This window comes from Streptomyces sp. 8N114, from assembly GCF_052245835.1.
In the GTDB taxonomy this organism is placed as follows: Bacteria; Actinomycetota; Actinomycetes; order Streptomycetales; family Streptomycetaceae; genus Streptomyces.
Map to the genome: position 1 here is coordinate 20293 of NZ_JBQQBT010000015.1, position 25672 is coordinate 45964.

Genomic DNA, 25672 nt, shown 5'->3' on the forward strand with positions numbered 1-25672 from the left:
CGGCATGACCGCGAGCAACGCTGAGAGGGGACACGGCGGAATGGACGGCGCGAAGCACACCCCCTGGGAACAGCTCACCGAGGAGGCCACGCAGCTCGCGGCCACCTTCGGCAAGCGGCGGACAGACGGCACGGACGAGGGCCGGATCGCCGAAAACCTCGCGGAGCTGACGGCCGCGCTGGGTACGGACCCGGGCGGCACCGTAGTGCGCCGCTGCGCACTGCTGCGGATCGTCGCGGGCGGCTGCGGGCTTACGGCGTTCGCGCTGGCGGAGCGGTACGCGGCCGCAGCGGGCGAGGGCGAGGCGGCAGTCCGGGGTGCCGACCATGCGGAGGCCGCCGTCCTGCTGGGCCTGGCCGGGTGCGCCTACCGGCTGGCCGTCGCCGCCATCAAGGAGCGCTCGACCGGCGCGGACAGCGCTGCTCCCGCGCCCGCGCTGCTGCCGGGGACCCAGTTCGCCGTGGCGCGGATGCGGGCCGAGCTGGCGTCGGCCGATGCCCTGCTGGGCGCGTACGCACGCGCGGAGGACGATCCGCACACCGTGACCACCCGCGCCGACAGCGCCGTTCCCCGGCTGCGGGCCGGCGCTGTGGCCGAGCAGGTCGTCTCGACGGCGTACGAGCAGATCCGCGGCGGGCACCAGGAGACCGAGCGCCGGGTGGCCCGGATCTGGCAGGACGTGAAGTCCGGCCCCCGCCCCGGCCACGACGCCGACAGGGCCCTGGAGCTGATCGGCAAGGCCGCGTTCGGCATCGACCCCGCGCAGAGCCCGAGGTGGTTGTGATGGCGGCCACCGGCCGGGACTCCGCAGCGCTCGACCCGGCCTCCGCGGCGATCGACAACGACTACTACTCCGCCATCGGCGACTCGTGGTGGGACCCGCAGGGGCCGCTGCGGGCCCTGCACGACATGAACCCGGCACGCGTGGACTACTTCGACCGCACCGTGCGCAAGCTGCTGGGCGACGACCGGTCCGCGCTGCGGGTGCTGGATGTCGGCTGCGGCGGCGGACTGATGAGCGAACCGCTGGCCGCGCTGGGCTACCGGGTGACCGGCCTCGACCTGTCCGAGGGCTCGGTGCACACCGCGCGCGCCCACGCCGAGGCGAGCGGCATCGAGGTCACCTACCGGGTCGGCTCGGCCTACGAGCTGCCCGTCGCCGACGGCAGCGTGGACGCGGTGCTGATGTCCGACGTACTGGAGCATCTGCACGATCTGCCCACGGCGGTCGCCGAGGTCGCCCGGGCACTGCGGCCCGGCGGGGTGCTGGTGTTCGACACCATCAACCGCACCGCCGCCAGCTATCTGATGGCGATCGTGGTGCTGGAGCGGCTGCTGCGGGTCATCCACCCGGGCACCCACAACTGGCGGATGTTCATCCGCCCCCAGGAGCTGCGTACCGCGCTCGCCCGGTGCGGGCTGACCCTGGCCGCCCCGCGCGGACTGGCACCGACGGCTCCGCCGCACCGGCTGCTGGCGGCGCTGCTGCGTCGCCGCCCGCTCGGCGACTTCGGGCTGACCTCCTCCACGGCGGTCAGCTACATCGGGCACGCCGTCAAGTCCCCCACAGACCCCACCGACACCCCGGCTGAGCCGGACGAGAGGCCCCGGAGGGCCGAGAGATGACATGGGTACGATCCGCCAGCGACAAGAGCGTCACCATCCGCTGCGAACGCGACCGGCTGCGCGCGCTGATCGGTGACGTGGTGGGCTGCGGCCGGCTGATGCCCGGCGTGGAGAGCCTGGAGCAGGCCGCGGCGGGCCCGGACGTGTACCACTACCGGCTGGCCACTGTCTCCAACGGCGCCGTCACCTTCACCCCGGAGTACGAGGCGCGCTTCGACACCTCCGACCCGGACGCGATCGGCTGGGAGCCGTACGGCGAGCACAACTTCCGCTCCTGGGGCACCTTCCGCATCGAGGCCGGCGCCGACGACGGCGAGCAGCGGCTGCGTATCGAGACCCGCACGGAGGCATCGGTCGACGTGGCTCCGGTGGTGATCGTGCTGATCGAGCCGTTCGCGCAGAAGGAGACCGACGAGATCACGGAGGGCTTCCTGCGCGCCATCAAGGAGGCGGCGGAGGACCAAAGAGTGGGTGTGTCGTGACCGCCACAGCGGCACGCATCCTCGGCCTCGCCCCGGCCTCGGTGGGCGAGCCCGTCGGACAGCAGGAGATGTTCGACGCCTTCTACCGGGGGCTGTACGCCGAGGTGCCGGACGCCGAGAGCCTGTTCCTCAACACGCAGGTACGCGAGCGCTACATGGCCTGGCCGCCGCACAAGCACTACGCGGAGCGCTACCCCAGCATGCGGGAGCGGATGGCCGCCTGGGAGGAGCACGCGTTCGCGATGGGCCGCGACTCGGTGGCCGCGGTGCTGGAGAGCGTGGCACCGCAGGGGGTGACCACCGCGGACGTGGGCAGCTACACCTTCGTCAGCTGCACCGGATACGCGGGCCCCACCCCCGAGATGCTGCTGGCCAAGGAGTTCGGGCTGCGCAAGGACCTGCGCCGCACCTTCGTCGGGCACATGGGCTGCTACGCCGCGTTCAACGGCGTCAAGGTGGCCCTGGACGCGCTCACAGCGCGTCCGGCCGAGCTGGCCATGGTGACCTGCGCCGAGGTGTGCTCCGTCCATCTGCGCCCTGAGGTGACCAAGGAACAGGTCGTGGTGCACGGCTTGTTCGGGGACGCGGCGGCCACCGTGCTGTTGGCGGCCGGCGATGCCGACGAGCCGCCCGAGGTCTCCGGGCCATTGGTGCTGGGCACCCACACCGAGACGCACCCCGAGAGCGTCCGCGCCATGACCTGGAAGGTGATGGACGACGCGTTCCGGATGACGCTCTCGCCCTATGTGCCGCTGTATCTCTCGGAGACCATCGGGCCCTTCGTGGAACGGCTGCTGGCGCCGTACGGGCTCACGCGGGACCAGGTCTCGTACTGGGGCATCCACCCCGGCGGCCCGAAGATCATCGAGTTCATCGGGGACCGGCTCGGGCTGCCCGACGAGGCGGTGCGGCCCTCGCTGGACATCCTCGCCTCGCGCGGCAACTGCTCCTCGCCGACGGTGCTGCTGATCCTGGACCACCTGATGCGGGAGGTGGGCCCTGCACCCGGCGAGTACGGCGTCTTCATGGCCTTCGGGCCCGGGCTGACCATGGAATCCGCGCTGATCAGGTTCTGAAGCCGGGCTCCCCCGCCGCCCGTCGCACTGCGCTGCTTTCGACTTTCGACCCCATCGACACACCGGAGGCGATGTGTGATGACGACATCCGAATCCCCCACCATCGAATCCCTGGTCGCCGATCTGCTCACCCAGAGCTGGGTGACGGACCTGTTCACCGAGCTGACCGAGCGGCAGCAGAAGTCCATGGCGATCAGTGGGCAGGTGCGCGAGAAGTCGGTGTCCTCGCACGCCTTCTGGCCTTTCCACGCCCCGCAGTTCCCGCTGGTCACCACCGAGGCGGCCGGCTGCAGGATCACCGACGCGGACGGGCACACCTATCTCGACAGCCATCTGGGCTTCGGCGCCCAGGCACTGTTCGGACACAATCCGCCGGCCGTGGTGGAGGCGGTACGCGAGGTGCTCGGGCGCTCCACCGGCAACGGCTATCTGCACCCGGTCGAGCAGCAACTGACCACTCTGCTGGGCGAGTTCGTACCGCACTGTGAGAAGTTCGCCTTCCTCAACTCCGGCACCGACGCGACCGCCGCCGCCATCCGGCTCACCCGCGCCCACACCGGACGCCGGATGGTCGCCAAGTTCGAGGGCGCCCTGCACGGGGTGCACGACCTGGCAGCACACAACACGGCCTTCTGGTACCACGGCCACCCGGTCGAGCCGTTCCCCGCGACCGGTCCGCAAGGAGTGGCGCCGCTGCCCGCGCTGACCGGTGTCGCACCGGCGCCGCCGAGCGAGCTGCTGATCCTGCCCAACGACACGGAGGCCGCGCTGGCGCTGATCGAGCAGCACCGCGAGGAGCTGGCGTGCGTGCTGGGCGAGGCGGTCTCCTCCTCGTACCCGTACGAGGAACACACCGTGCCGCTGATCCGGCAGGTCGCCGAGCGCTGCCGGGCGCTGCGGGTGCCGTTCGTGCTGGACGAGGTGCTGACCGGCTTCCGCTACGGGCCCTCGGGCGCCGCCGGGCACTTCGGCATCCCCGCCGACCTGTACTGCTACGGCAAGGTCGTCACCGGGCTTGGGCTGCCGCTGTCGGTGCTGGGCGGGCGTGCCGAGCTGCTGGAGCACATGCTGACCTCCGGCCTGGCCCTCACCGACCTGGGCCGCAAGACGTGCGTACAGACCACCCACGCGGGCAACCATCTGTCGCTGGCGGCCTCCTACGCCTCGCTGAGCCTGCTGCGTGAGCAGGGTGACGCCTACTACGTGCGCACCCGCGCCAAGGTGGCCCGGGTCCGCTCCCGGCTGGCCGCCTTCCGCGCCGAGACGGGGGTGCCGCTGCGGCTGCTCGGCTTCGGCGACTTCATCGGCTCGTTCGGCTTCACCGCCGAGGAGTCCTATGCCGATTACCGCGAGTTCGCCGGGGCGGTCAACCCGATCGCCCTGTTCCTGCTGACGCTGATGCTGCGGCGCCGCGGGATCTACGCACTGAGCCTGCCGATGCTCTTCACCGGCGACGCGCACGGTGATGTTGACGTCGACATGATCTGCGGGGCCGTCATCGACTCGGCCCGCGAGATGGCCCGCAACGGCTTCCCGTTCGTGCTGCCGTGAGCCGTGTCCGGCGGATCTTGTGCCGTCCCTCCCACGTGCTGGGCAGGGGCTGCCCCTGCCCGACACCCGCAGGCTGCGGGTTCCCCCAAGCTCTTCGAGCAGGGAGGTACCCCCAGTGGCTTGTCGCGCAGTTCCCCGCGCCCCTTCGGGGCGCGTCCCCCGGCCCTGAGCCCTTCTGCCAAGGAGCGATCCCTGCCATGACGACATCCGACATACCGCGCGCCAAGACCGCGGCCGATGTGGCGAACGACGTGCTCGCCCAGCCCTGGGTGGGCGAGCTGCTCACCGAACTCGCCGAGCGCCACCCCGGCTCCCAGCGGCTGGCGGACCGCACCGGCGGCCAGGCGTCCTCCAGCCACGCCTTTCTGCCCTTCCATGCCCCGCAGTTCCCGCCCGCAGTGGTGCGGGCCGAGGGCAGCCGCATCACCGACGTGGACGGCAACACCTACCTCGACATGCATATGGGCTTCGGCGGCCAGTCCCTCTTCGGGCACAACCCGCAGCCGGTGCTGGACGCCGTACGCGCCCAGCTGACCAGCGCCAACACCGGGAACGGCTACCTCAACCGGATCGAGAACGAACTCAGCTCGCTGCTGGGCGAGATGCTGCCGCACTGCGAGAAGTTCGCCTTCCTCAACTCCGGCACCGACGCCACCAATGCCGCCATCCGGCTGGCCCGGGCGCACACCGGCAGACAGCTGGTGGCCAAGTTCGAGGGCTGCTGGCACGGTGTGCACGACGTGGCCGCGCACAACACCTCCTTCCTCGCGCACGGCACCCCGGGCCTGGCCCCGTTCCCCGCCGTACGGGACGACGGGAGCGTGCGGCCCACCTCGGCGTTCGCGGGCGCCGCCCCGGCCGACGTGCTGGTACTCCCGCACCACGCGCCCACCGCGCTGGCGCTGCTCGACCAGCACCGGGACCAGCTGGCGTGCGTCATCGCGGACGCGGCCTGCCAGTCGTACCCCTTCACCGAGCACACCATCCCCGAGCTGCGTGAGGTCTCGGCGCGCTGCCGCACGCTGGGCGTCCCCTTCGTACTGGACGAGGTGCTGACCGGGTTCCGGTTCGGCGTGGGCGGGGCCGCGGCACGGTTCGGGCTGGACGCCGATCTGATCGCCTACGGCAAGGTGACCTCCGGCCTCGGTCTGTCGCTGGCGGCGCTGGGCGGCCGGGCCGAACTGCTGGACATCATGCGCACCTCCGGGCTGTCCGCCGGGGATGTCGGCGTGAAGACGTTCCTGGTCAACACCCACTCGGGCAACCATCTGGCACTGGCGGCCTCGCTCGCCTCACTGCGGATGCTCCACGCGGCGGGCCCCGGCTTCTACGCGCGGGTCGACGCGAAGGCCGACCGGTTGCAGGACAAGCTCGCTTCCTTCCGTACCCGCACCGGCATTCCGCTGCGGCTGCTGGGCTTCGGCGAGTACTGCGGCACGTTCGGCTTCGTGGAGAAGGAGTCGTACGCCGACTACCGCGAGTTCGCCGCCGCGGTCAACGCGCTCGGCTCCTTCCTGCTGACGCTGCTGCTGCGGCGCCGCGGCGTCTTCACCCTGAGCCTGCCGATGATCTACCTCGGCGACGCGCACGACGAAGCCGACATCGACGAACTGGCCACGGCCGTCACCGACTCCGCGCTGGAACTGGACCGGCACGGCTTTCCCTTCGTCCTGCCGTAGGGGTGCCCGGCGCCTCATGCGTACCCCGCAAAGGGGCTGCGCAAGGGAGTACGCGCCCCGTCAGGGGCGCGGGGAACTGCGCGACAAGCCACGACGCGCCCGCAGACTGCAGCCGCCAGGCAGGGGCAGCCCCTGGCCAGTCATACCGAAACCGAATCCTGACCACCGCGGAGCGGACATGCGTACCAGTACCCGACCAGCCGTCCACCCCGACCGCCTCGACTGGCGGCCCGACCCCACCCCAGCGCGGCCGACCGCGAAGCGGAACCTCGCCGCGGCGCTGATGGACCGCGCGGCGCGCGAGCCGGACGCCGTCGCCTACTACCTGCCCGAGGAGCCCGAAGAGGCAGAAAGGATGACGGTCGGGGTGCTGTACGAGCGCGCCCACGCGGCCGGCGCCGCGCTGTCCGCCGCCGGAGTCGGCCGCGGGGACCGGGTGATCATGTGCCTGGACACCTCCGCCGAGCTCGTGGCAGCGCTCTACGGCGCCGCGCTGGTGGGCGCCGTACCGATACTGGCCGAGCCGCCGCTGACCGTCGGCCGCCGCAAGCTGTGGCTGGACCGGGTGACCCATATGGTGCGGGTCACCGGTCCGAAGGCCGTCGTCTGCGACGAGTTGCTGCGCGAGACCGCCCACGAGACGCTGACGCCCCGCGGACTGAGCGTGGTGTGCCCGCCGTTCGCCCCGGGCTCGGTGGCCGAGCCCGCGGTGGACGCGGCGCCGGAGGAACTGGCGCTGATCCAGTTCAGCTCGGGCACCACCTCGGCGGCGAAGGGCATCATGCTCTCCCACCGCGGGTTGCTGGCCGCTGCCCGCTCGATCGGTGAGGGCATCCCCTACCGGCGGGGCGACATCATGATCAGCTGGTTGCCGCTCCACCACGACATGGGAATGGTCGGCGGTCTGCTCTCCACGTTCCTGCACGACCTGCCGTCGGCGCTGATGCGACCGCTGTCCTTCGCGACCAGGCCGCAGACCTGGCTGCGCGCCATCCACCGCTACCGCGGCACCGTCTCACCCGCACCCAACTTCGCCTACCGGCTGGTGGCCTCCACCGCGCACCGGATGGACCTGGCGGGCCTGGACCTGAGCAGCTGGCGCTCCGCCTTCAACGGCGCCGAGGTGGTGGAGGCCGGTACCCTGCGCGACTTCACCCGGGCCATGCGCCCGCACGGCTTCAGGGCCGAGAGCATGCGGCCCTGCTACGGCATGGCCGAACTGGGCCTGGCCGCCACCTTCGCCCCGGCCGGCTCGCTGCCCCGGATCGAGGTGCTCTCCCGCACCGCCATGGCCGACCGGGGCGTCGCCGCGCCGCCCGTCAGCGACCAGGATGCCCAGAGTTACGTCTCCTCCGGCATCCCCGTCCCCGGCATCCGGGTGCGGATCACCGACCCGGAGGGCCGCGAGGTGCCCGAAGGCCACGCGGGTTCGGTGCTGGTGGCCAGCGAGTCGATGATGGCGGGCTACTACGGGATGCCCGAGCGCACCGCCGAGGATCTGCGCGACGGCTGGCTGACCACCGGTGACCTCGGTTTCATGCTCGGCGGCGAGCTGTTCGTGACCGGGCGCTCGAAGGACCTCGTCATCATCGCGGGCGGCAACTACCAGCCCCAGCCGCTGGAGCTGGCCGCCACCACCGTCGAGGGCGTACGGCCGGGCGGCGTCGCAGCGGTCGGCGTCCTCGACCCCGAACAGGGCACCGAACGGCTGGTGATGGCCGTGGAGTCCCGGCTGCACTCCGACCCGGAAGAGGCCGCGCTGCTGGGCAAGCGCGTCGAGCTGGCCGTCAGCAAGGCGACAGGACTGCGGCCCAGCGAGGTCGTCGTCGTACCGCGCAAGACGCTGCCCCGGACGCCCAGCGGCAAGGCGCAGCGGCCGCTGCTGGCCCGGATGCTGGCGGAAGGCACCCTGCCGTGAGCAGCCCGGCCGTGAGCGGCGGCGGAGTCGAACTCGCGCTGCTGGGCGGTTCCCTGCGGCCCGGGTCCTTCAGTACTCAGGTACTCGGCGTCTGCGCCGAGCTCGCCCGGCGGCGCGGGGTGCACGTCACCGTGATCCCCGCGCACCAGCTGCGGCTGCCGCTGTACGAGCCGGGTGCGGAGGCGCCTGCCGGCGAGGCGCGGAGGCTGCTGGCCGCCGTACGGCGCGCCAACGGGCTCGTCGTCGCCACGCCCGTCTACCACGGGGGGATGTCCGGGCTGCTCAAGAACGCCCTCGATCACCTCGAGGACCTCGCGCGGGACACCCCCGCCTATCTCGACGGCCGCGCCGCCGGCGCGGTCGCCGTCGGCTGGAGCGAACACGGCGCCGCACACGCCGTCGCCGAGGTCCGCAACGCCGTTCTGTGCCTGCGCGGTTGGGTCACCCCGATGAGCGTGACCGTCAACTCCGCGGACATGCCTCCGGCGGAGGACGCGGTATGGGGCAGCCCGCGCACTGTCCGCCGCCTCGAGATCATGGTCGACCAGGTCGTCGAGTTCGCCGCCGCGCGCTCCGCGACCCTGTCCAGCGCCTGAGGGGTGCCCCTGCTCGACGCGCGTGGTCTGCGGGTTGCTCCCCCAAGCTCTTCGAGCAGGGAGGTACCCCCATGGCTTGTCGCGCAGTTCCCCGCGCCCCTTCGGGGCGCGTCTCCACTGCGTGGTTGCGCAAGTTTGACGGGGCACTGTGAAAGTTCAACCAAACGCAACGCAAGAGGGTAGCGCTGATCGTCGGGGCCAGTCATGATCACGTCGATACGGACTGGATCACGGGGGAGCTCCGATGACGCCTGGCATGTATATACGCGGCACCACCAGCCAAGACGTAAGCCGCCGGGCCACCGGCCTGTCCGGTCTACTGGCTCAACAGCAGCCCGTCCTCGGTGCGTTCTGGATGGCGGGCTTTCCGGATGAGCGCGCAGGCGTTGACGTCCTCGTCGCCGCTGCCCGAAGTGGTGCGAGTGTGCTGGAAGTAGGTGCTCCGGCAGCAGATCCGTGGCTCGACGGCCCGGCCATCGCCGCGACGCATCGCGATGTTCGCCGTGCGGGGCACGGCATGGAGGTCACGCTCGCCACGGTGCGGCAGGTATCAGCGCTCACCGGCAAGCCCGTCATCGTGATGAGCTACTGGGCCACCGTCTCGGCGTACGGCCCGCAGCGCACGGCGCTCGAACTGGCCGCTTCGGGAGCTGCGGGGTGCCTCGTTCCCGATGTCCCGCCGGAGAGTGTCGCGGCATGGGCAGCCGCGGCCGCCCATGCCGGGATCAGCGCCCCGCTGCTGGTCGGCCGGGAGGCATCGGCTGCCGAGCTGACCGCGATTTGCCGGGCTGCCACGGGTTTCGTCTATGCGCCAGCGGTCGCGGGCCAGCGCACCGGCTACTCCGACGGGCTGGACCTGGACGGCCTCGCCTCGTTCGTCGCGTCCATCCGGCGTGCGGCCCCGGCGACTCCGGTCCTCACCGGTATCGGCGTCTCCACCCCTGCCCTGGCGGCTTCTGTCGTCCGCCGGCCAGGTGTGGCCGGGGTGGTGATCGGCTCACCGCTGATCCGCGCCTTCGCCGACGGCGGCCTGGGTAAAGCAGCCGGTCTGGTTGCGGAGTTCGCCGCCGCCGTCGCCCGGCCACGGTGATGGACCGGGGACGGCGGGGCTCCCTCACTCCGGTTTGGTGGCGCGGAAGACGCCGTAGCGCATGACGTTCTTGTCGTACGCCTGCTTCATCAGGGGGACGGAGTTGAGGAAGCGGAAGGTGTTGAAGCCCTTGGCTTTGATGAGGTCGCGTACCACGCGCGGATCGCGTACCACCGGCTTGACGATGTCCGCGGAGAGCTTCCAGGTGGCGCGCACATGCTCGGTCCAGTCGACGGTATCGACGTCGGTGAAGCCGAGCTCGGCGCAGAGCTCGGCGTAGTGGTCGAGCGGCAGCACGAAGGCGATCGCGAAGTCGCGGTAGAGCCTGCGCAGCAGCCGCACCTCGGCCGGTGCCAGCCGGTCGTCGCGGCAGCACCAGGTGGCGACGGCGAGGGTGCCGCCGGGCTTCAGTACCCGGGAGCACTCGGCGAGGAACGCCTTCTTGTCGGGCATCAACTCGCAGCTCTCCATGGCCCAGACGGCGTCGAAGGTGCCGTCCGGGTAGTCCGTGGCCATGGCGTCGAGCAGCCGGAAACCGGTGCGGTCGGCGACGCCTGCGGCGGCGGCCTTCTCGGTGGCGCGAGCGACCTGTTCCTCGCTGAGCGTGATGCCCTCGACGCGGCAGCCGTGCTGTTGCGCGAGCCAGATCGCGGAGGCGCCGATGCCGCAGCCCGCGTCCAGGACACGGGCGCCTTCGGGGAGCCGGGAGAAGGCGGCCAGCTCGCGGGTGGTGCGCTCCTGGGCCTGGTGGCGGGGGACATCGGGAGCATCGAGGTCCCAGTAGCCGTGGTGGATGTGCTCGCCCCACAACTGCTCGTACAGATCGATGAGTTTGTCGTAATGCTCGCGTACGGCGTCGTGGAGTTCCACGACAGAACCGGAGGGTGTCAGTCCGGTGTCGCTTGCGGTCTTGTTCACGGCTCACCTCTTGGCTGGGGCGGGCGGGGTGCGCTTCTCCGGTTCCGGATCGGCGGCAGGCGCGCCCGCTGCGGAAGGGACCCGGCCCCAGACACGCGGGCCGAGCAGGTGGAGGGCTGCGGGCATCACCAGCAGGCGGACGACCAGCGCGTCCAGCACGACGGCAAGCGCCAGGCCGAGGCCGAGCTGCTGTACGACGCTGATCCGGGCGGCGAGGAACGAGACGAAGACGGCGACCATGATCACGGCGGCGCCGTTGACCAGGCCCGCGGTGCTGCGCATTCCCTCGGTGACGGCACGGTGGTGGTCGGGGTCGTGCAGATAGCGCTCCCGCATCCGGGCGATCATGATGACCATGTAGTCCATGCTCAGCCCGAACATGATGGCGAACAGCAGCACCGGTGTGGTGCTGTCGATGCGCTGGCCCAGCGCCTCCTGGCTGATGAGGGTGAGCAGGCCCATGCTGGCGCCGACGACCATTGCGTTGAGCACCAGCGCCAGCAGCGGCAGCAGCCAGGAGCGGAAGGCCCGGGCCAGCAGCGCCAGGGTGATCAGCGCCACGGCGCCCAGAATGGCGGGTAGCGCGCCGATGAGCGCATCGTCGAAGTCCACTCCGTGCGCGGTGGCGCCGGTCACCTTCGTATCGAGGCCGGGCAGCACGTCGGCGCCCGGCAGTTCGTCGCGCAGCCGGCGGACCAGATCGTGGGCCCCGTCGCTGTCCGGATCGTCCTTGGCGACGACGACCACCCTGGTCACATAGCGTCCGTCTTCCTCGGTCCACAGCTCCTCGAACGCGGCCTGCGCCTGTGGCGGCACGCCGGTGAAGTCCCCCTGGGCTGCGCGCTCCTGGGCGGCGCGCGGCAGCCCGAGGGTGGTGATCGCCTGGACGGAGCCGGTCTCCTCCAGCGCACGGGCCCGCGCGGCGGCCTTGTCCACCACGTCGAGCAGTTCGTCCGGCTCCGCATCGCGCGGCGCGGTGAGCACCGCCTGGAGCGGGAAGAGCTCCTGGGACCTCAAGTCCTTCGACAACCGCTCGATGCCCTGCCGGGACTCGGCACTCGCGGGCAGGATCGACGCGCTGGCCACCGGGGCTTGGAGCCGCACCTGAAGTATGGGCAGCGACAGTGCGGCGAACACCGCGATGAGGACGGCAAGCAGCGGCAGTGTCTTGCGGCGCCTCTCTGCTGTGCCGGTGAGGGGGTGCCCCTGCCCGACGCCCGCGGGCTGCGGGTTGGTTGTGGCTTGTGGGGGCACCTCCCGGCCGGAGGCTGGGGGAGCAGTTCCCCGCGCCCCTTCGGGGCGCCTCAGCGACGCCCAGTTGATGCGTGGGCCCAGCAGGCGCAGTACGGCGGGCAGCAGCGTCATGGAGATGGCCAGCGCGATCAGGGTCACCACGATCCCGGCCAGCGCGATGCTGGTGAAGACCATCATCCGCGGGATGAGCAGCGCCAGCAGCGCCACCACCACGGCCAGTCCGCTGAACCGCACGGCGTGCCCCGCGGTGCGCATGGCGGTCTCCAGCGCGGTCTGCTGCTCGACGCCGTCCGCCAGCTCGTCGCGGTAGCGCTTGATGATGAACAGGCAGTAGTCCACCGAGACCGCGAGACCGATGATGGTCAGCGCGTTCATGAACAGCACCGACAGATCGGTGATCTGCGCGAGCGCGTAGCCGACGGCCATGGCGACCACCAGCGCCACCCCGGCCAGCACGATCGGCACCAGCATGGAGCCGACCGAGCGGAAGACCAGCAGCAGCACGACGATCAGCAGCGGGAAGGCGATCATCTCCGCGGTGACGGTGTCCTTCTCGGACTGCACGCTCATGTCGTAGTCGAGCGCCTGCTCACCGGTGACCTTCACCTCCACGCCGCGCTCGTCGAGTGCGGAGCCCAGGCGTTCGCGGAGTCCGTCGATCTCCCCCTGCACGGTCGTCGCGTCGGCGTCGAAGCCCAGTTGCAGGAACGTGGTGTGCCGGTCCTTCGAGAGCCAGTTGGGCTGCCCCCGGTAGTCCTCGACGGTGCTGACCTTCGGCGAGTCCTTCGCCAGCCGGGCCGCCTGCGGCACGGCGCGGGTCACATCACCCTCCGGGTCGTGCAGCACGGCCTGCAAGGCTTCCTCGGGCTCGTCGAAGTCCCGTTGCAGCGCCTGCTGCCCCTTGCGGTCCTCACCGCGCGGGTTCTCGAACCCGCCGGCCTTCAGGGCGCCGGTCAGTCCCATCATCAGCGGAGTGCACAGCGCTGCCAGCACGATCCATACGGCGATCACCGTTCGCGGCCGCCCTATCGCGGCCCGGATGACGGATTCCATCGCGGCTCCCTGCGGTCTGGGGAGATTCCATGCTTCCGTGCGCGGCTCGAGCGCGCCTTGAGCGGGTGCCTCGCCGGGCTCTGTCCACCGGCCCGGGCTCAGTCCCGGCTGTCGAGGAAGGAGGTGATGTGCCGGCCCTCGCGGAAGACGGGGTCGGCGACGATCTCGCGCAGCAGCGGGATGGTGGTGTGCACCCCGGGCCCCGCGATACGGAACTCGGCCAGTGCGCGGTCCATCCGGTCCAGCGCCTCGTCCCGTTCGGGCGCCCAGCAGATCACCTTCGCCAGCAGCGAGTCGTACTGCGGTGGCACCTTCCACCCGGCCCGGCCGTGAGTGTCCACCCGCACGAACGGGCCGCCCGGCGGGACGAACTCGGCCAGGGTGCCCGGCGCCGGCGCGAAGTCCCGTGCCGGGTCCTCCGCGTTGACCCGGCACTCGACGGCCACCCCGCGCGGCACCAGGTCCTCCTGGGTCATGGTCAGCGCCTCGCCGGAGGCGACCCGGATCTGCTCGCGTACCAGATCGACCCCGTACACCGCCTCGGTCACCGGGTGCTCGACCTGGATGCGGCAGTTCATCTCCATGAAGGAGAAGCCCTCGTCGTGCACCAGGAACTCGAAGGTGCCCGCGCCGGTGTAGCCGATGGCGCGCGCACCGCGTACCGCGGCGCGGGCCATGGCCGAGCGCAGCTGCGGGTGCAGCCCGGGTCCGGGGCTCTCCTCGACCAGCTTCTGGTGCCGGCGCTGTACGGAGCAGTCCCGCTCGCCCAGGTGCAGTACGGTGCCGTGCCCGTCGGCGAGGACCTGTACCTCGATATGGCGGGCACTGTCGCAGTACCGCTCCATGTAGACGCGGTTGTCGCCGAAGACCGCCTGCGCGGTCGCCCGGGTCTGCCGGTAGGCGGGCAGCAGATCCGCTGAGTTGCGTACGACGGTCATCCCGCGGCCCCCGCCTCCGGCCGCCGCCTTGATGATCAGCGGGTAGCCGATCCGGGACGCCAGGTCGGACGCCTCGGCGGCGCTGTCGACGGTGCCGGGGCTGCCGGGCAGCACCGGCAGCCCCGCGTCCGTCATCAGCGACCTGGCGACGGCCTTGTCGCCGAGCCGGGCCAGCACTTCGGGGCGCGGCCCGATGAACGTCAGCCCGTTCTCCGCGCAGATCTCCGCGAAGTCCGGGTCCTCGGAGAGGAATCCGTAGCCCGGGTGCACCGCGTCGGCCCCCGAGCGCAGCGCCGCCTCGATCACGGCGGGCGCCGACAGATACGACTTACGGGGCGCCCCTGGACCGATCTGCACAGCGGCATCCGCCGCCTGCACATGGCTGCTGTCCTTGTCGGCCGTGGAGTGCACGGCCACCGTGCGGATGCCCAGCTCGCGGCAGGTCCGCATGACACGTATCGCGATCTCGCCCCGGTTGGCGACCAGGACAGTGCCGAAGCCCATGTCACGCCCCCTCGTCCGGGCCGCCGTCGGCGGCGTCGGGGTCGATGAGCACCAGCGGCTCGCCGTACTCGACGGGTTCGCCGTCGCCGACCAGCACCTCCACGACCCGCCCTGGGCGGGTGGCCTCCAGCGGGTTCATCAGCTTCATCGCCTCGATGATGCCGAGCTGCTGGCCCTTCTCCACATGGTCGCCCGGCTGTACGAAGGGCGGTGCGCCCGGTGCGGGGGCGGCGTAGAAGGTGCCGACGAGAGGGGCACACTCCCGGTGCCCCTCCAGGGTCTCCTCCCCGACGCCCCCCGCGGCGCCGGGGTCACCGTGCGAGGACGGGGCCGCCGTGGTGGCGGGCCCTTGGTCGGCTTCCCACTCGACCTCGACGCTGGCCGCGCCGAGCGCGATTCGTACCCTGCGGGGACGGTCCGGTCCCACGCGGACCACCTCTGCGATGCTCCGGCAGATGTCTGTGAGGGCGAGGCTGCTGTTGTCGTAGTCCAGCCCGGCAAGTGTGTCGTCGGAGCCCTGCGTCTGGGTGAGCTCACTCATGAGTGCCTCTCGGTTGTAATGGACGCGCCCCGAAGGGGCGCGGGGAACTGCGCGACCAGCCACGACGCAGCCGCAGCCGCAGCCGCAGCCCGTGGACGTCGTACAGGGGCACCCCCTCACCGGACACGACTAGCCCTCCGCAAGTCCGAAGGACCGGAAACGGCGTCTCCGCGCGGGCACCGGCTCCGCATCCGGTGCGGCCCGCAGTTCGCGAAGGGCGGCGACAACGGCACGCCGTACCGCGTCGCTCAGGGCGGCGGTATCAACATGTCCGCCGCCCTCCGGCTCAGGGATGACCCCGTCCACCACGCCGAGCCGCAGCAACGACGCGGCATCAAGTGCCAGCTCATCCGCGGCGACAGCCGCCTCGGCGGCGTTCTTCCAGAGGATGGCCGCACAGCCCTCCGGGCTGATCACCGAGTAGGTCGCGTTCGCGCAGATCAGCACGCGGTCGGCGACGCCCAGCGCGAGCGCGCCCCCGCTGCCGCCCTCGCCGGTCACCACGGCGACGACGGGCACCGGCAGCGACCCCATCAGCCGCAGGTTCTCGGCGATGGCGCCGGACTGGCCGGTCTCCTCGGCGGTCAGCCCCGGATAGGCGCCGGGGGTGTCGATCAGGGTGACGACGGGAATCCGCAGCTTGGCCGCCAGCCGCATCAGCCGGGCCGCCTTCCGGTAGCCGGCGGGCGAGGGCATGCCGAAGTTCCGGGCCACCAACTCGGCGGTGGTGTGGCCCTTCTGGTGCCCGACGACCATCACCGGCAGACCGTCCAGGCAGCCGATCCCGCCGACGATCGCCGCGCACTCCTCGCCCGCCCGGTCGCCGTGCAGTTCGACGAAGCCGTCGAGCCAGAACCCGATGTGCTCCAGCGTGGTGGGCCGGCCTGCTTCGCGGGCGAGCTGTACGCAGTCCCAGGCGGGCAGTTGGTCCAGCAGCTGGCTGTCGCGGACGACGGGGTCCTCCTCGCCGCTCCCCCAGGCCGGTGCCGGAGTGTCGGAGACGGCAAGCAGCCGGGCCAGCCGGGCGCGCAGTTCGCCGCGCTCCCATACGTCGTCCACCAGGCCGTGGTCACGCAGGAATTCGGCGGTCTGGAAGCCGTCGGGCAGCTGCTGGCGGATGGTCTGCTCGATGACGCGCGGCCCGGCGAACCCCATCCGGGCGCCCGGTTCGGCGACCACGACGTCGGAGAGCGTGGCGAAGGAGGCGGCGACCCCGCCGTACGTCGGGTCGGTGACCAGGGTGACGGTCAGCAGCCCCGCCTCGTCCAGCTCGGCCAGCGCGTTGCTCGTCTTGGCCATCTGCATCAGCGACAGCGCCCCCTCCTGCATTCGGGCACCCCCTGAGGCGGTGACGAGCAGAAGCGGGGTGCGGTCCTGCAGCGCGTGCTCGGCCGCGGTGGTGACCGCCTCGCCCGCCGCGACGCCGAGGCTGCCGCCGAAGAAGCGGAAGTCCATCACGGCCGCGGTGAGGGGGCGCCCTTCGATGCGGCCCCGTACCGCGAGTACCGCGTCCTGCTGGCCTGTCTTGTGCCGGGCCTGCTGAAGCCGTTCGTCGTACGGGCGCTGGTCCACGAAGTCGAGGGGGTTGTGCTGGGTCTTCGGTACGTCGAGGTAGTGGATGCTGCCCTCGTCGAAGAGCTGCGCTATGCGCGCGGGCGCGTCCAGGCGGGCGTGTGCCCCGCACTCGGGGCATACGTGCAGCAGGCGCTTGTACCGCTTGCCGTAGACGAGGGAGCGGCAATTGGTGCACGAGACCCAGGAGGGCTGTTGCTGTTGTTGTTGCGTTGGCGGCGCTGTGGAAGTCGTCATCAGTACTCCGCATCCACCTGGTAGATGCCGAACGGAACCTTCAGCCGTGTGTCCCGGTACGGGCGCAGCGGCGATGTGTCGTCCTTGTGGGTGGCGCCCTCCTCCCACTCGCGGAAGGCCGCCATGTCGGACCAGCGGCTGACGACGACGAGCGCGGTGGGGTCGGCGGGTGAGCGCAGCAGCTCGTTGCCGAGCATGCCGGGTACCTCCGCCATTCGCTTGCTGACCTCGTGGTATGCCGCGCGCACCGCGGCCAGCTGCTCGTCGTCGTAGGCCGCCTGGTAGACCAGTACGCGGACCTCAGCGGGCATCCGTGCCCGCCTTGCCGGGTACGTGCGCGACGACCGTCATCGTGTTGAAGGAGCCCTGGGAGCGGTAGGGGTGCAGCCGCTCGCGGTGGGCGAGGTGCGCCTCGCTGGTCTCGAACTCGCGGAAGCCGGGCTCGTCGATCCAGTCGCTGACGATGTAGTAGGTGGACTCCTCATCCGCCGACTTGGACAGCCACTGGCCGAGGCAGGCGGGGTGGCCGGTGACGGCCTCGGTGCTGCCGCGCCACACCTTCTCGAAGTCGGCTTCCATGCCCGGGTTGATCTGCATCCGCAGCAGCACCCGGAACTGGCCTTCACGCTGGGTTTCCGTAGGCATCAGGAGATCCCTCCGTCCACGCCGATAGTGGCGCCGGTGACATAGCGGGAAAGGTCGCTGGCCAGCCACAGAATGGCGCCGGCAACCTCGTCGGGGGTGCCGAGCCGGCCCAGCGCGGTCTTGGCGCTGTACCGCTCGATCATGAGTTTCTGCTGGTCCTCGGGCATCTTGTGCAGGTTCTCGGTCTCGATGACACCGAGCGCGACGACGTTGAAGCGGATGCCCTTGCTGCCGAACTCCTTGGCCAGCGAGCGGTTCAGGCCCACCAGCGCCGCCTTGGTCGCGGTGTAGTGGGAGCGCAGCGGGATGCCCGCCTCCACCGCCTTGGAGCCGATGCTGACGACGGACGAGCCCTCGCGCAGCAGCGGCAGCACCGCCTGGGTGACCAGATGGACGCCGGTGAGGTTGGTGTCGACGATGCGCCGCCACTCCTCCAGCGGCAGCTCGGCGTAGGGGATGTGGCTGATGGCGCCCGCGTTGTTGACGACCAGATCGAGCCGGCCCCAGCGTGTGCGGGCCTCGGCGACGAGCGCGCCGACGCTGTCGGGGTCGGAGACGTCGGCGCAGATCACGTGGTGGTCGCCGTCGGTCTCCTTGAGGGCCGTCTCCAGCGAGGCGACGGCTTCGCTCTCCTGCTGGTAGCAGGTCAGCACATCGGCGCCGGCCTCGGCCAGGGCGAGCACGATGCCCCGGCCCACTCCCCTGGTACCGCCGGTGACCAGGGCCTTCTTGCCCTTGAGGCCGAGATCCATGAGTTTCTCCTTAAGCGGGTCGTATGTCACAGCAGCAGCGTGAGGGCCGCGCAGTTGGCGACCAGGGCGAGGACGGTCAGCGCGCTGCGGCGCTGGTTCCAGGCGCCCCAGCGCCACCGCGGGTCGCGGTCGGCGAAGTCGGCGGGCAGGTTGTCCGGGTCGAGGGTTCGCACCCATTTGTTGACCGGGACGTTCTTGGTGAGCGAGATGGTGATGGTGGCCACCGCCAGTACGGCGCCCACGACGAACAGACCGCGGGCCACCGCGTGCGGGCTGACCGCCGCCAGCCAGATGTCCCCGGCCAGGGTGCCGAGCAGACAGATCGGCATGGCCGGGTCGTAGCGGGTGGCGAAGAACGCGTGCGCGTGCACATACCGGTCGGCGGGCAGCGCCGCGAGCAGCGGCCAGCCGCCGAGCTGGGTGCCGAACAGCACTCCGGCGGCCAGCCCGTTGAGCAGGACGACGAGCGGGGCGAGGTAGGCAATCACCGCTGTGCCGCTGCCTTTGCCGCCGCCTCGACCTTCTCCTTGATGAGCTTCATCTGGATGGCCGTGTTGCGGTTCAGATGCTCGGTCATGCCGTCGTCGGTGACCGGCGCGGCCTCCTTCATATGGAAGTCCTGGACCCAGCGCATCTTGGTGCCGTCGCCCTCGGGGAGGTACTCCCAGTAGATGTTCATGTACTCGAAGGGCCCCGTCTCCACCCGGTGGGCCCGCACCTGGCGGGCTTTCGGGTCGGGGACGCGCTTGGAGACCCAGCTCCAGGCGTTGCCGTCCTCGTCCGGGTGCATGGTGAGCCGGAAGATGATCTCCCGGCCGTTCGCCCCGTCGTTGTCCTCCAGCACCTCGACGGCCGCGTACTCGCTGAACAGCTGGGGCCAGGACGTGAGGTCGTTGGTCATGTCCCAGACCAGGTCGATCGGCGCGTCGATGACGATGCTGTTGTCGGTGTGGCCCGCCATGGCGGTCCCTCCTCACTTCTCGTGTTGTCCCTGCGGATGCCCCAGCACGAGTGCGGCGTTGAAGCCGCCGTGGCCGCGTGCGACGACCAGCGCGGTACGCAGTGCGGTCCGGCGGGGCTCGCCGAGCACCAGGTCGATCTCGTATCCGGGCGCTGCCGCGGCCGGGCCCGCGGTGTGCGGGACGGTCTGGTCGCGCAGTGCGAGCAGCGCCGTGGCGGCGTCCAGTGCCGCTCCCCCGCCGTAGAGCCGGCCGGTGAGCGTCTTGGGCGCGGTCACCGGTACTCCGCGCGGTCCGAACACCTCGGCCAGCGCCTCGGCTTCGGCACGGTCCGCCTCCGGAACGCCGAGCGCGTCGGCGAAGACCACATCCACATCGGCAGCGTCCAGCTGGGCGTCGGCCAGCGCGGTGCGGACGGTACGGGCCAGTACGGGACCGCGTTCCGAGCCCGGCGGGGGGTCGAAGGCGGCGGCGTAGCCCAGTACACGGCCGTAGATGTGCTCGGCACCGCGGGCCTCGGCGGCGTCGGCGTCCTCCACGACGAGCAGCGCACCGCCCTCACCGGGCAGATAGCCGGACGCCTCGGCGTCGAAGGGCAGATAGGCACGGGCCGGGTCCTGCACGGTGGACAGCTGCCCGGTGGTCAGCTGCGCCGTCAGCCCGTAGGGGCAAAGGGAGGCGTCGGTGCCTCCGGTCATCACCAGCTTGGCGCCGGTACGGATCAGCCGCCGCGCCTGGCCGATGGCATCCAGCCCGCCGGCCTGTTCGCAGCACAGCACTCCGCAGGGGCCGCGCAGTCCGTGCCGGATGGAGATCTGGCCGGTGGTGGCCGCGTAGAACCAGGCGATGGACTGGTAGGCGCCCACCCAGTCGGGGGCGTGCTGGTAGAGGTTCTCCATCTCGTGCTGGCCGAACTCGGTGCCGCCGGAGGAGCTGGAGGTGACCACGGCCATCTCGTACTCGGGCAGTTCCGCGGGGGTGACCCCGGCGTCGGCGATGGCGGCCTCGGCCGCCGCGAGCCCCAGATGGGTCCAGCGGTCGGTCTGCTGGATGAGCCTGCTGGGCACCCGCTCCTTGGCCACGAACCCCGGCACCTGCCCGGCGAGCCGCACCGGGTAGGGCGTCGGGTCGAACAGGGTGATCCGGTCGATGGCCGAGCGGCCCGCCAGCACCGAGCTCCAGTGCTCCTCGGTGCCGATGCCGGTGGGTGCCAGCACGCCGAGCCCGCTGATCACGGGGGCCCGGGTCGGGGTGGTGACGCCGGTCGCGGAGACGGGCGTTGCCTGAGCGGTCGCGGTGGGGCTCATGCGGCCCTCCCCTCGTACGCCACAACTCCCGGCCGGGCCAGCACGGTGGCGCTCTGGAAGCCGCCGAAGCCGCTGCCGACGCTGAGCACCACGTCCATGGCGTGCTCGCGCGCGGTGAGCGGTACGTAGTCCAGGTCGCACTCGGGGTCGGCGTTGTGCAGGTTGGCGGTGGGCGGCACGACCTGCCGGTCGAGCGCGAGGGCGCAGGCGGCCACCTCGATGGAGCCGATGGCGCCGAGCGAGTGGCCCACCATGGACTTGATGGAGCTGACCGGTACCCGGTAGGCGTGTTCGCCGAGGCTGCGCTTGAACGCGGCGGTCTCGTGGCGGTCGTTCTGCTTGGTGCCCGAGCCGTGCGCGTTGATGTAGTCGACGGCGGTGGGGTCGAGCCGCGCGCGGTCGAGACAGACCCGGATGGCCTCGGCCATCTCCCGTCCGTTGGCTTTCAGTCCGGTCATGTGGAAGGCGTTGCTGCGGCCCGCGTAACCGACGATCTCGCCGTAGATCCGCGCTCCGCGCGCCTCGGCCGCCGCCTTCTCCTCCAGTACGAGGACGGCGGCGCCCTCGCCGAGGACGAAGCCGTCCCGCTCGGCGTCGAAGGGGCGGGAGGCGTGCTCGGGGTCGTCGTTGTTGGGCGAGGTGGCCTTGATGGCATCGAAGCAGGCGGAGGTGATCGGGGAGAGCGGCGCGTCGGTCGCCCCGGCCAGCACCACATCACAGCTGCCTTCCTCGATCAGCTGCACGCCGTGCCCGATGGAGTCCAGCCCTGAGGTGCAGCCGGTGGAGATCAGCGCGACCGGGCCCTCGGCGCCGACCTCCCAGGCGACCTCGACGGCGAGCGTGGAGGGCACCATGTAGCCGTACAGATGCGGCACTCCGTAGGTGTGGTCCACCAGCCAGTGCTTGCCCGCGTCGCTGAGCAGGACGTACTCCTCCTCCAGGCCCATGGTGCAGCCCACGGCGCTGCCGATGCTCACCCCGGTACGGGCCGGATCGGCGGCGGCGAAGTGGTATCCGCTGTCCTCGACCGCCTCGCGGGTGCTGACGACGGCGAACTGCGCGGCCCGGTCCATCCGGCGGATCTGCCGGGGAGCGAGCCCCGCCGCGACGGGATCGAAGTCGGCCTCGGCCGCCATCCTGGAGCGGAACCCGGTGGGGTCGAACAGCGAGATGCGGCGGGTCGCGGTGCGGCCGTCGGCCAGCAGCTTCCAGAACGCCTCCCGGCCGACACCGCCGGGCGCCACCACGCCGATGCCGGTGACGACCGCCCGGCGGCCGGTCGCTGCGTCTCGGGTCACGAGGCACCGCCGACCGACGGGTTGGGCTGCTCGGGCCGGGTCACCTTCTCGGTGTCCACGTGCCCCAGATCGGGCCGGGGCGCCAGCGGCGAGAGGTGGAAAGCGGCGTGCGCGGGCTCGGTTCCGGTGTTGACCAGCCGGTGCCGCACGCCGATGGGCACCAGCAGCGAGTCGCCCGGGCCGAGCTGTACGACCTGCCCGTCCATCGTCATCTCCAGCCGGCCGGTGACGATGTGCAGGAACTCCTCGGAGTAGGGGTGGTAGTGCTCGGTGACGTGCTCGCCCGGCGCCAGGGTCAGCACTCCGCCGAAGCCGCTGGTGCATCCGGTCGTCTTCGGGCTGAGCGTGGTCCTGATGTCGCCGCCCCGCCGGGTGTTGGCCTCGACGTCGTCGGCGTGCACCCGGACGGTGCGCGTGATCTCGGTGGTCACTGACCCCGCCTCCTCATCGGCCTTTCCTTGGCTAGCGCCGGGTGGTTGCCCCCTCACCCAGCGCCCCGCACCGTTGCAGCCGCGCCTACAAGCGCGCTCGAACCGTCGTTGATGGCCCTCGCGGCGGATCTTGCAATGAGGGAGGTGCCCCGGAAGGGGCGCGGGGAACTGCGCGCCCAGCCACGACGCGCCCGCAGTCTGCGGACGGCGGACAGGGGCAACCCCTCCCCAGCGGGGCTCGACCACTCGCCGAGCGGCATCCGGCGAGATGGCCCCGCAGGGACCCGTGTCCGCGAATAGCGAGGAGCAGCCATGCCGTTCGCCGCCATCACCTACGACATCAAGGCGGGATACGAGAAGGAGATCTCCGAGATCTTCGGGAACTTCCGGCGGGTGGGCTCGCCCGTCGTCCAGGACGAGGCGGGCGGCGAGGCGGCACGCATCCTGTCCACCGCCGTCTTCATCCGCGACGCCACGATGGTCCGGGTCATCGAGTACCAGGGCGACCTGGACGCCATCGCCCGCCATATGGCGGCCCAGCCGGGGGTGCGCGAGGTGGAGGAGAAGCTGGCCCCGTATCTGTCCCGGCCCCGTGACACCGACACGGTCGAGGGCTTCGTCGCCACGTTCCGCCGCTCGCTGCTGACCTGCATGGCGCAGATGTCGGTCCGGGACGCCGCGGCCGCCTGACGGCGAGGCCCCCGACGGATCTTGCTCTCCCGCTCCTGTTCCGGACAGGGGGCAATCCGCGCAACCCACGTTCGGCTAAAAGGAGTTCTCCGTGCTGACTCGCAGAAACGTGCTCAGGGCCGGTGCCACGGCCGGGGTGCTGGCCGCCGTGCCGGGCGGCCTCGTCGTCGGCAGCCGGTCGGGCACCGCACGGGCGGCCGGGTCACCGTTCACCACACCGCTCAAGGTGCCGGCGCCGCTGCGCCCGGTGCGGCTGGTCGGCCAAGACTTCTACCGGCTCACGACCCGGGAGGCCGACGTCACCATGCTGCCGGGCACCACGACCCGGATCCGCTCCTTCAACGGGACGATGAGCCCGCTGATCGTGGCCCGGCGGGGCAGGCCGGTGGTCATCGAGCAGATCAACAGGCTGGACGTGCCGTTCTCCATGCATCTGCACGGCGGCCACACCCCGGAGGGCTCGGACGGCCACCCCAGGAACCAGGTGGACCCGGGCGGTCGGCGGATCTTCCGCTATCCCAACGCCCAGGACGCCGCCACCCTGTGGATACACGACCACACGCACCACGGGCACGCCGAGAACGCCTACCGCGGACTGGCGGCCACCTACATCGTCACCGACGAGTTCGAGGAGAGCCTGCCGCTGCCCAAGGGGCAGTACGACGTGACGCTTCAGATGCGTGACGCCGATTTCGAGGAGAACGGCGCGCTGGTGTGGGACCTGCACGGATTCGAGGACCGCCACACCATCCTCGTCAACGGCCGGCCGCGGCCCTTCTTCGAGGTGGCGGCCCGCAAATACCGGCTGCGGCTGGTCAACACCTCCAACGAGCGGCTGTTCCTGCTCCAGCTTGGCGAGGGCGAGGAGTTCACCCACATCGCGACGGACGGCGGCCTGCTTCCGGCGCCCGTCCCCACCCGGATGCTCCAGCTGTGGCCCGGCGAGCGGCACGAGATCGTCGTCGACTTCGCCCGCTACGGCATCGGCCGGAAACTGGTGCTCAACAACGCCTACCCGTACGAGGGCGAATCCCCTGAGGTCATGCGCTTCGACGTGGTCCGCGACGCCGACGACCCGAGCAGCGTGCCGTCGCAACTACGGCCCGTACCGGACTTCGGGACCTCCGAGATCGAGCGCGAGTTCACCATGTCCTTCAACCGGCAGACGGGCGAACACCTCATCAACGGCAAGCCGTTCGACATCGACCGCGTCGACATCCGGCCGAAGCTGGGTGTCACCGAGACCTGGAAGATCACCAATGCCGACACCCAGTTCGGCATCCCGCACTCCATGCACCCCCACCTCGACACCTTCAAGATCCTCGACCGCAACGGCAAGCCGCCCGCGGCCGCGGAGGCCGGGCTCAAGGACACGATCACCGTCATGGCCGGTGAGTCGGCACGCATCCAGCTCCGCTTCACCGACTACGAGGGCCTGTACATGTACCACTGCCATCTGATGGGGCACCTCCAGATGGGCATGATGGGCCAGATGAAGATCACCCGGTGACCGTGTGGCACTCTCCCTCGGCCCGCTCGGGCAGAGCGGCCGCGGCGGTGTGCAGGAGGGTGAGGGCCTGGGGCAGGAACGGGTTGGGGTCGGTGGTGCGCCGGGTGGCGTAGACGCGGCGGGTGTGGGTGGGGTCGGTGAGCCGGACGAGGCGCGTGCCGGAGGTGTCGGGCGAGGTCGGCGGGTCCGGGACGGCCAGCTCGGGTGCGATCGCCACGCCCAGGCCCTGCCGGACCAGCTCGTAGGGCAGGTTGTAGTCGTTCGTACGGAAGAGGACTTCGGGCAGGAAGCCGCCTGCCGCGCAGATGTGCCGCAGACAGCGGGCTGCGTCGGTGTCCTCGTGGTAGCTGATCCAGCGCTCGTCCCGCAGTTCGGCGAGCCGGATGTGCGGCCGGCCGGCGAGCGGGTGCCCGGCGGGGAGGAGCAGATAGAGCGGCTCTTCCAGGACCAGCGTGTGCTCCAGTCCCTCGGGCCAGCTGTGCGGCACCACGCCGTACTCGAAGATCACCGCCAGGTCGAGCCGCCCCTCCAGCACTGCAGGCACCGTGACCTGCGGGTCACCTTCCTCGTAGCGGACCTCCACTTCGGGCCGGTCGCGGAGGAACCCCGTCAGCACCGTCGGCACCAGCCGGAACCCCGCCGACCAGAAGCTGCCCAGCCGCAGCCGCCCGCGCTCGGCGGCGGCGTAGGCGCGCAGCTCGTTCTCCGTCGCCGCCAGGTCGGCCAGCAGCCGTCCGGCGCGCCGGGCCAGTTGGAGCCCGGCAGGAGTGGGGCGCACGCTGCGCGGTGAGCGCTCGAAGAGCGGAACGCCCAGGGCACGCTCGACGGTGGAGATCTGCTGCGAGACGGCGGAGGGCGTGTAGCCGAGGCGCTGCGCCGCCGTACGGAAGGATCCGGCGGCGACGACCTCGCATATCGCTTGCAGCTGCGGTGGGGTCAGCATCAGCTGAACTTAACACCCTGTCTGGCAACGTTCATTCTCTCTGACCTTGCCCGGGCCCCCGCCATCCCGCAGATTAGGCGTCCACCAGCCCTGCACCGGTCG

Annotated in this window: 25 protein-coding genes; 11 read left to right on the forward strand and 14 right to left on the reverse strand. The window is 71.1% G+C overall.

The genetic code is table 11. The annotated features are described in order from the left end of the window. Positions 1 to 4 precede the first annotated feature (4 nt). From ACTWQF_RS25675 to ACTWQF_RS25715, 9 genes are all read left to right on the forward strand, one after another. Positions 5 to 784 carry an acyl-CoA dehydrogenase family protein gene (locus ACTWQF_RS25675; RefSeq protein ID WP_443282039.1) on the forward strand — a complete coding sequence of 260 codons (780 nt, stop codon included), beginning with the start codon at positions 5 to 7 and terminating at the stop codon, positions 782 to 784. Further along, positions 784 to 1626 carry a bifunctional 2-polyprenyl-6-hydroxyphenol methylase/3-demethylubiquinol 3-O-methyltransferase UbiG gene (ubiG, locus tag ACTWQF_RS25680; RefSeq protein WP_443282040.1) on the forward strand — a complete coding sequence of 281 codons (843 nt, stop codon included), beginning with the start codon at positions 784 to 786 and terminating at the stop codon, positions 1624 to 1626. The genes ACTWQF_RS25675 and ubiG overlap by 1 nt, the downstream gene beginning before the upstream one ends. Further along, a complete protein-coding gene (locus tag ACTWQF_RS25685) occupies positions 1623 to 2108 on the forward strand; it encodes a hypothetical protein (protein ID WP_443282042.1) in 486 nt (161 codons plus the stop codon). The genes ubiG and ACTWQF_RS25685 overlap by 4 nt, the downstream gene beginning before the upstream one ends. Beyond that, positions 2105 to 3184 (forward strand): type III polyketide synthase, encoded by a 1080-nt coding sequence (locus ACTWQF_RS25690; RefSeq protein ID WP_443282044.1) that lies wholly within the window; start codon positions 2105 to 2107, stop codon positions 3182 to 3184. Before ACTWQF_RS25685 ends, ACTWQF_RS25690 begins: the two co-directional genes overlap by 4 nt. A 78-nt stretch (positions 3185 to 3262) precedes the next feature. Beyond that, positions 3263 to 4735, forward strand: coding sequence for an aminotransferase class III-fold pyridoxal phosphate-dependent enzyme (locus ACTWQF_RS25695; RefSeq protein WP_443282046.1), 1473 nt, complete (start codon positions 3263 to 3265; stop codon positions 4733 to 4735). Positions 4736 to 4932: 197 nt separating this feature from the next. Then, positions 4933 to 6414, forward strand: coding sequence for an aminotransferase class III-fold pyridoxal phosphate-dependent enzyme (locus ACTWQF_RS25700; protein ID WP_443282047.1), 1482 nt, complete (start codon positions 4933 to 4935; stop codon positions 6412 to 6414). 178 nt (positions 6415 to 6592) lie between these two features. Next, positions 6593 to 8332: an AMP-binding protein gene (locus ACTWQF_RS25705; protein ID WP_443282048.1), complete on the forward strand. Its 1740-nt coding sequence runs from the start codon at positions 6593 to 6595 to the stop codon at positions 8330 to 8332. Further along, positions 8329 to 8928, forward strand: coding sequence for an NADPH-dependent FMN reductase (locus ACTWQF_RS25710; RefSeq protein WP_443282050.1), 600 nt, complete (start codon positions 8329 to 8331; stop codon positions 8926 to 8928). The genes ACTWQF_RS25705 and ACTWQF_RS25710 overlap by 4 nt, the downstream gene beginning before the upstream one ends. A 355-nt stretch (positions 8929 to 9283) precedes the next feature. Beyond that, positions 9284 to 10018, forward strand: coding sequence for a tryptophan synthase subunit alpha (locus ACTWQF_RS25715; protein WP_443282170.1), 735 nt, complete (start codon positions 9284 to 9286; stop codon positions 10016 to 10018). 24 nt (positions 10019 to 10042) lie between these two features. Here ACTWQF_RS25715 and ACTWQF_RS25720 read toward each other — a convergent pair whose 3' ends face one another. The 13 genes from ACTWQF_RS25720 to ACTWQF_RS25780 all read right to left on the reverse strand — a co-directional run bounded on the left by ACTWQF_RS25720 (position 10043) and on the right by ACTWQF_RS25780 (position 22427). Then, positions 10043 to 10936 carry a methyltransferase domain-containing protein gene (locus tag ACTWQF_RS25720; protein ID WP_443282051.1) on the reverse strand — a complete coding sequence of 298 codons (894 nt, stop codon included), beginning with the start codon at positions 10934 to 10936 and terminating at the stop codon, positions 10043 to 10045. Positions 10937 to 10939: 3 nt separating this feature from the next. After that, entirely contained in the window at positions 10940 to 13243 is a 2304-nt protein-coding gene (locus ACTWQF_RS25725) for an MMPL family transporter (protein WP_443282052.1), read from the reverse strand. A 98-nt stretch (positions 13244 to 13341) separates the two neighbouring features. Continuing rightward, positions 13342 to 14685, reverse strand: coding sequence for an acetyl-CoA carboxylase biotin carboxylase subunit (gene accC / locus ACTWQF_RS25730; protein ID WP_443282054.1), 1344 nt, complete (start codon positions 14683 to 14685; stop codon positions 13342 to 13344). Between the two features lies 1 nt (position 14686). Further along, on the reverse strand, positions 14687 to 15226 hold the full coding sequence (locus ACTWQF_RS25735; RefSeq protein WP_443282055.1) for an acetyl-CoA carboxylase biotin carboxyl carrier protein: 540 nt from the start codon (positions 15224 to 15226) through the stop codon (positions 14687 to 14689). A gap of 129 nt (positions 15227 to 15355) precedes the next feature. Beyond that, the gene (gene accD, locus ACTWQF_RS25740; RefSeq protein ID WP_443282057.1) at positions 15356 to 17035 is read right to left on the reverse strand and encodes an acetyl-CoA carboxylase, carboxyltransferase subunit beta; all 1680 of its coding nucleotides are present in this window, start codon (positions 17033 to 17035) and stop codon (positions 15356 to 15358) included. After that, positions 17035 to 17346: an antibiotic biosynthesis monooxygenase family protein gene (locus ACTWQF_RS25745; protein WP_443282058.1), complete on the reverse strand. Its 312-nt coding sequence runs from the start codon at positions 17344 to 17346 to the stop codon at positions 17035 to 17037. The genes accD and ACTWQF_RS25745 overlap by 1 nt, the downstream gene beginning before the upstream one ends. Further along, positions 17336 to 17680, reverse strand: coding sequence for an antibiotic biosynthesis monooxygenase family protein (locus tag ACTWQF_RS25750; protein ID WP_443282060.1), 345 nt, complete (start codon positions 17678 to 17680; stop codon positions 17336 to 17338). Before ACTWQF_RS25750 ends, ACTWQF_RS25745 begins: the two co-directional genes overlap by 11 nt. Then, complete coding sequence (locus ACTWQF_RS25755) at positions 17680 to 18432, reverse strand: SDR family NAD(P)-dependent oxidoreductase (protein WP_443282061.1); 753 nt, start codon at positions 18430 to 18432, stop codon at positions 17680 to 17682. Before ACTWQF_RS25755 ends, ACTWQF_RS25750 begins: the two co-directional genes overlap by 1 nt. Before the next feature lie 26 nt (positions 18433 to 18458). Then, a complete protein-coding gene (locus ACTWQF_RS25760) occupies positions 18459 to 18920 on the reverse strand; it encodes an anthrone oxygenase family protein (RefSeq protein WP_443282062.1) in 462 nt (153 codons plus the stop codon). Then, positions 18917 to 19393 carry an SRPBCC family protein gene (locus ACTWQF_RS25765; RefSeq protein WP_443282063.1) on the reverse strand — a complete coding sequence of 159 codons (477 nt, stop codon included), beginning with the start codon at positions 19391 to 19393 and terminating at the stop codon, positions 18917 to 18919. The genes ACTWQF_RS25760 and ACTWQF_RS25765 overlap by 4 nt, the downstream gene beginning before the upstream one ends. Before the next feature lie 12 nt (positions 19394 to 19405). Further along, positions 19406 to 20698: a ketosynthase chain-length factor gene (locus ACTWQF_RS25770; protein ID WP_443282064.1), complete on the reverse strand. Its 1293-nt coding sequence runs from the start codon at positions 20696 to 20698 to the stop codon at positions 19406 to 19408. Continuing rightward, positions 20695 to 21996, reverse strand: a complete 1302-nt coding sequence (locus ACTWQF_RS25775; RefSeq protein WP_443282066.1) for a beta-ketoacyl-[acyl-carrier-protein] synthase family protein — start codon at positions 21994 to 21996, stop codon at positions 20695 to 20697. Before ACTWQF_RS25775 ends, ACTWQF_RS25770 begins: the two co-directional genes overlap by 4 nt. Continuing rightward, positions 21993 to 22427, reverse strand: coding sequence for a cupin domain-containing protein (locus ACTWQF_RS25780; protein WP_443282067.1), 435 nt, complete (start codon positions 22425 to 22427; stop codon positions 21993 to 21995). Before ACTWQF_RS25780 ends, ACTWQF_RS25775 begins: the two co-directional genes overlap by 4 nt. A 312-nt stretch (positions 22428 to 22739) precedes the next feature. Here ACTWQF_RS25780 and ACTWQF_RS25785 point away from each other — a divergent pair, with 312 nt between their 5' ends. Both ACTWQF_RS25785 and ACTWQF_RS25790 read left to right on the forward strand, forming a co-directional pair. Then, entirely contained in the window at positions 22740 to 23117 is a 378-nt protein-coding gene (locus ACTWQF_RS25785; protein ID WP_443282068.1) for a SchA/CurD-like domain-containing protein, read from the forward strand. A gap of 91 nt (positions 23118 to 23208) precedes the next feature. Next, complete coding sequence (locus tag ACTWQF_RS25790) at positions 23209 to 24627, forward strand: multicopper oxidase family protein (RefSeq protein ID WP_443282069.1); 1419 nt, start codon at positions 23209 to 23211, stop codon at positions 24625 to 24627. On the opposite strand, the gene ACTWQF_RS25795 is transcribed toward ACTWQF_RS25790, so the two are convergent. Beyond that, positions 24617 to 25570 carry a LysR family transcriptional regulator gene (locus ACTWQF_RS25795; RefSeq protein WP_443282071.1) on the reverse strand — a complete coding sequence of 318 codons (954 nt, stop codon included), beginning with the start codon at positions 25568 to 25570 and terminating at the stop codon, positions 24617 to 24619. The two genes, ACTWQF_RS25790 and ACTWQF_RS25795, sit on opposite strands and share 11 nt — an antisense overlap. Positions 25571 to 25672: the final 102 nt, after the last annotated feature.

Coding starts and splice junctions, on each gene's coding strand:
- ACTWQF_RS25675 (WP_443282039.1), top strand. CDS start 5: ATGACCGCGAGCAACGCTGAGAGGGGACACGGCGGAATGGACGGCGCG.
- ubiG (WP_443282040.1), top strand. CDS start 784: ATGGCGGCCACCGGCCGGGACTCCGCAGCGCTCGACCCGGCCTCCGCG.
- ACTWQF_RS25685 (WP_443282042.1), top strand. CDS start 1,623: ATGACATGGGTACGATCCGCCAGCGACAAGAGCGTCACCATCCGCTGC.
- ACTWQF_RS25695 (WP_443282046.1), top strand. CDS start 3,263: ATGACGACATCCGAATCCCCCACCATCGAATCCCTGGTCGCCGATCTG.
- ACTWQF_RS25700 (WP_443282047.1), top strand. CDS start 4,933: ATGACGACATCCGACATACCGCGCGCCAAGACCGCGGCCGATGTGGCG.
- ACTWQF_RS25705 (WP_443282048.1), top strand. CDS start 6,593: ATGCGTACCAGTACCCGACCAGCCGTCCACCCCGACCGCCTCGACTGG.
- ACTWQF_RS25715 (WP_443282170.1), top strand. CDS start 9,284: ATGGCGGGCTTTCCGGATGAGCGCGCAGGCGTTGACGTCCTCGTCGCC.
- ACTWQF_RS25725 (WP_443282052.1), bottom strand. CDS start 13,243: ATGGAATCCGTCATCCGGGCCGCGATAGGGCGGCCGCGAACGGTGATC.
- accC (WP_443282054.1), bottom strand. CDS start 14,685: ATGGGCTTCGGCACTGTCCTGGTCGCCAACCGGGGCGAGATCGCGATA.
- ACTWQF_RS25735 (WP_443282055.1), bottom strand. CDS start 15,226: ATGAGTGAGCTCACCCAGACGCAGGGCTCCGACGACACACTTGCCGGG.
- accD (WP_443282057.1), bottom strand. CDS start 17,035: ATGACGACTTCCACAGCGCCGCCAACGCAACAACAACAGCAACAGCCC.
- ACTWQF_RS25745 (WP_443282058.1), bottom strand. CDS start 17,346: ATGCCCGCTGAGGTCCGCGTACTGGTCTACCAGGCGGCCTACGACGAC.
- ACTWQF_RS25750 (WP_443282060.1), bottom strand. CDS start 17,680: ATGCCTACGGAAACCCAGCGTGAAGGCCAGTTCCGGGTGCTGCTGCGG.
- ACTWQF_RS25755 (WP_443282061.1), bottom strand. CDS start 18,432: ATGGATCTCGGCCTCAAGGGCAAGAAGGCCCTGGTCACCGGCGGTACC.
- ACTWQF_RS25765 (WP_443282063.1), bottom strand. CDS start 19,393: ATGGCGGGCCACACCGACAACAGCATCGTCATCGACGCGCCGATCGAC.
- ACTWQF_RS25770 (WP_443282064.1), bottom strand. CDS start 20,698: ATGAGCCCCACCGCGACCGCTCAGGCAACGCCCGTCTCCGCGACCGGC.
- ACTWQF_RS25785 (WP_443282068.1), top strand. CDS start 22,740: ATGCCGTTCGCCGCCATCACCTACGACATCAAGGCGGGATACGAGAAG.
- ACTWQF_RS25795 (WP_443282071.1), bottom strand. CDS start 25,570: ATGCTGACCCCACCGCAGCTGCAAGCGATATGCGAGGTCGTCGCCGCC.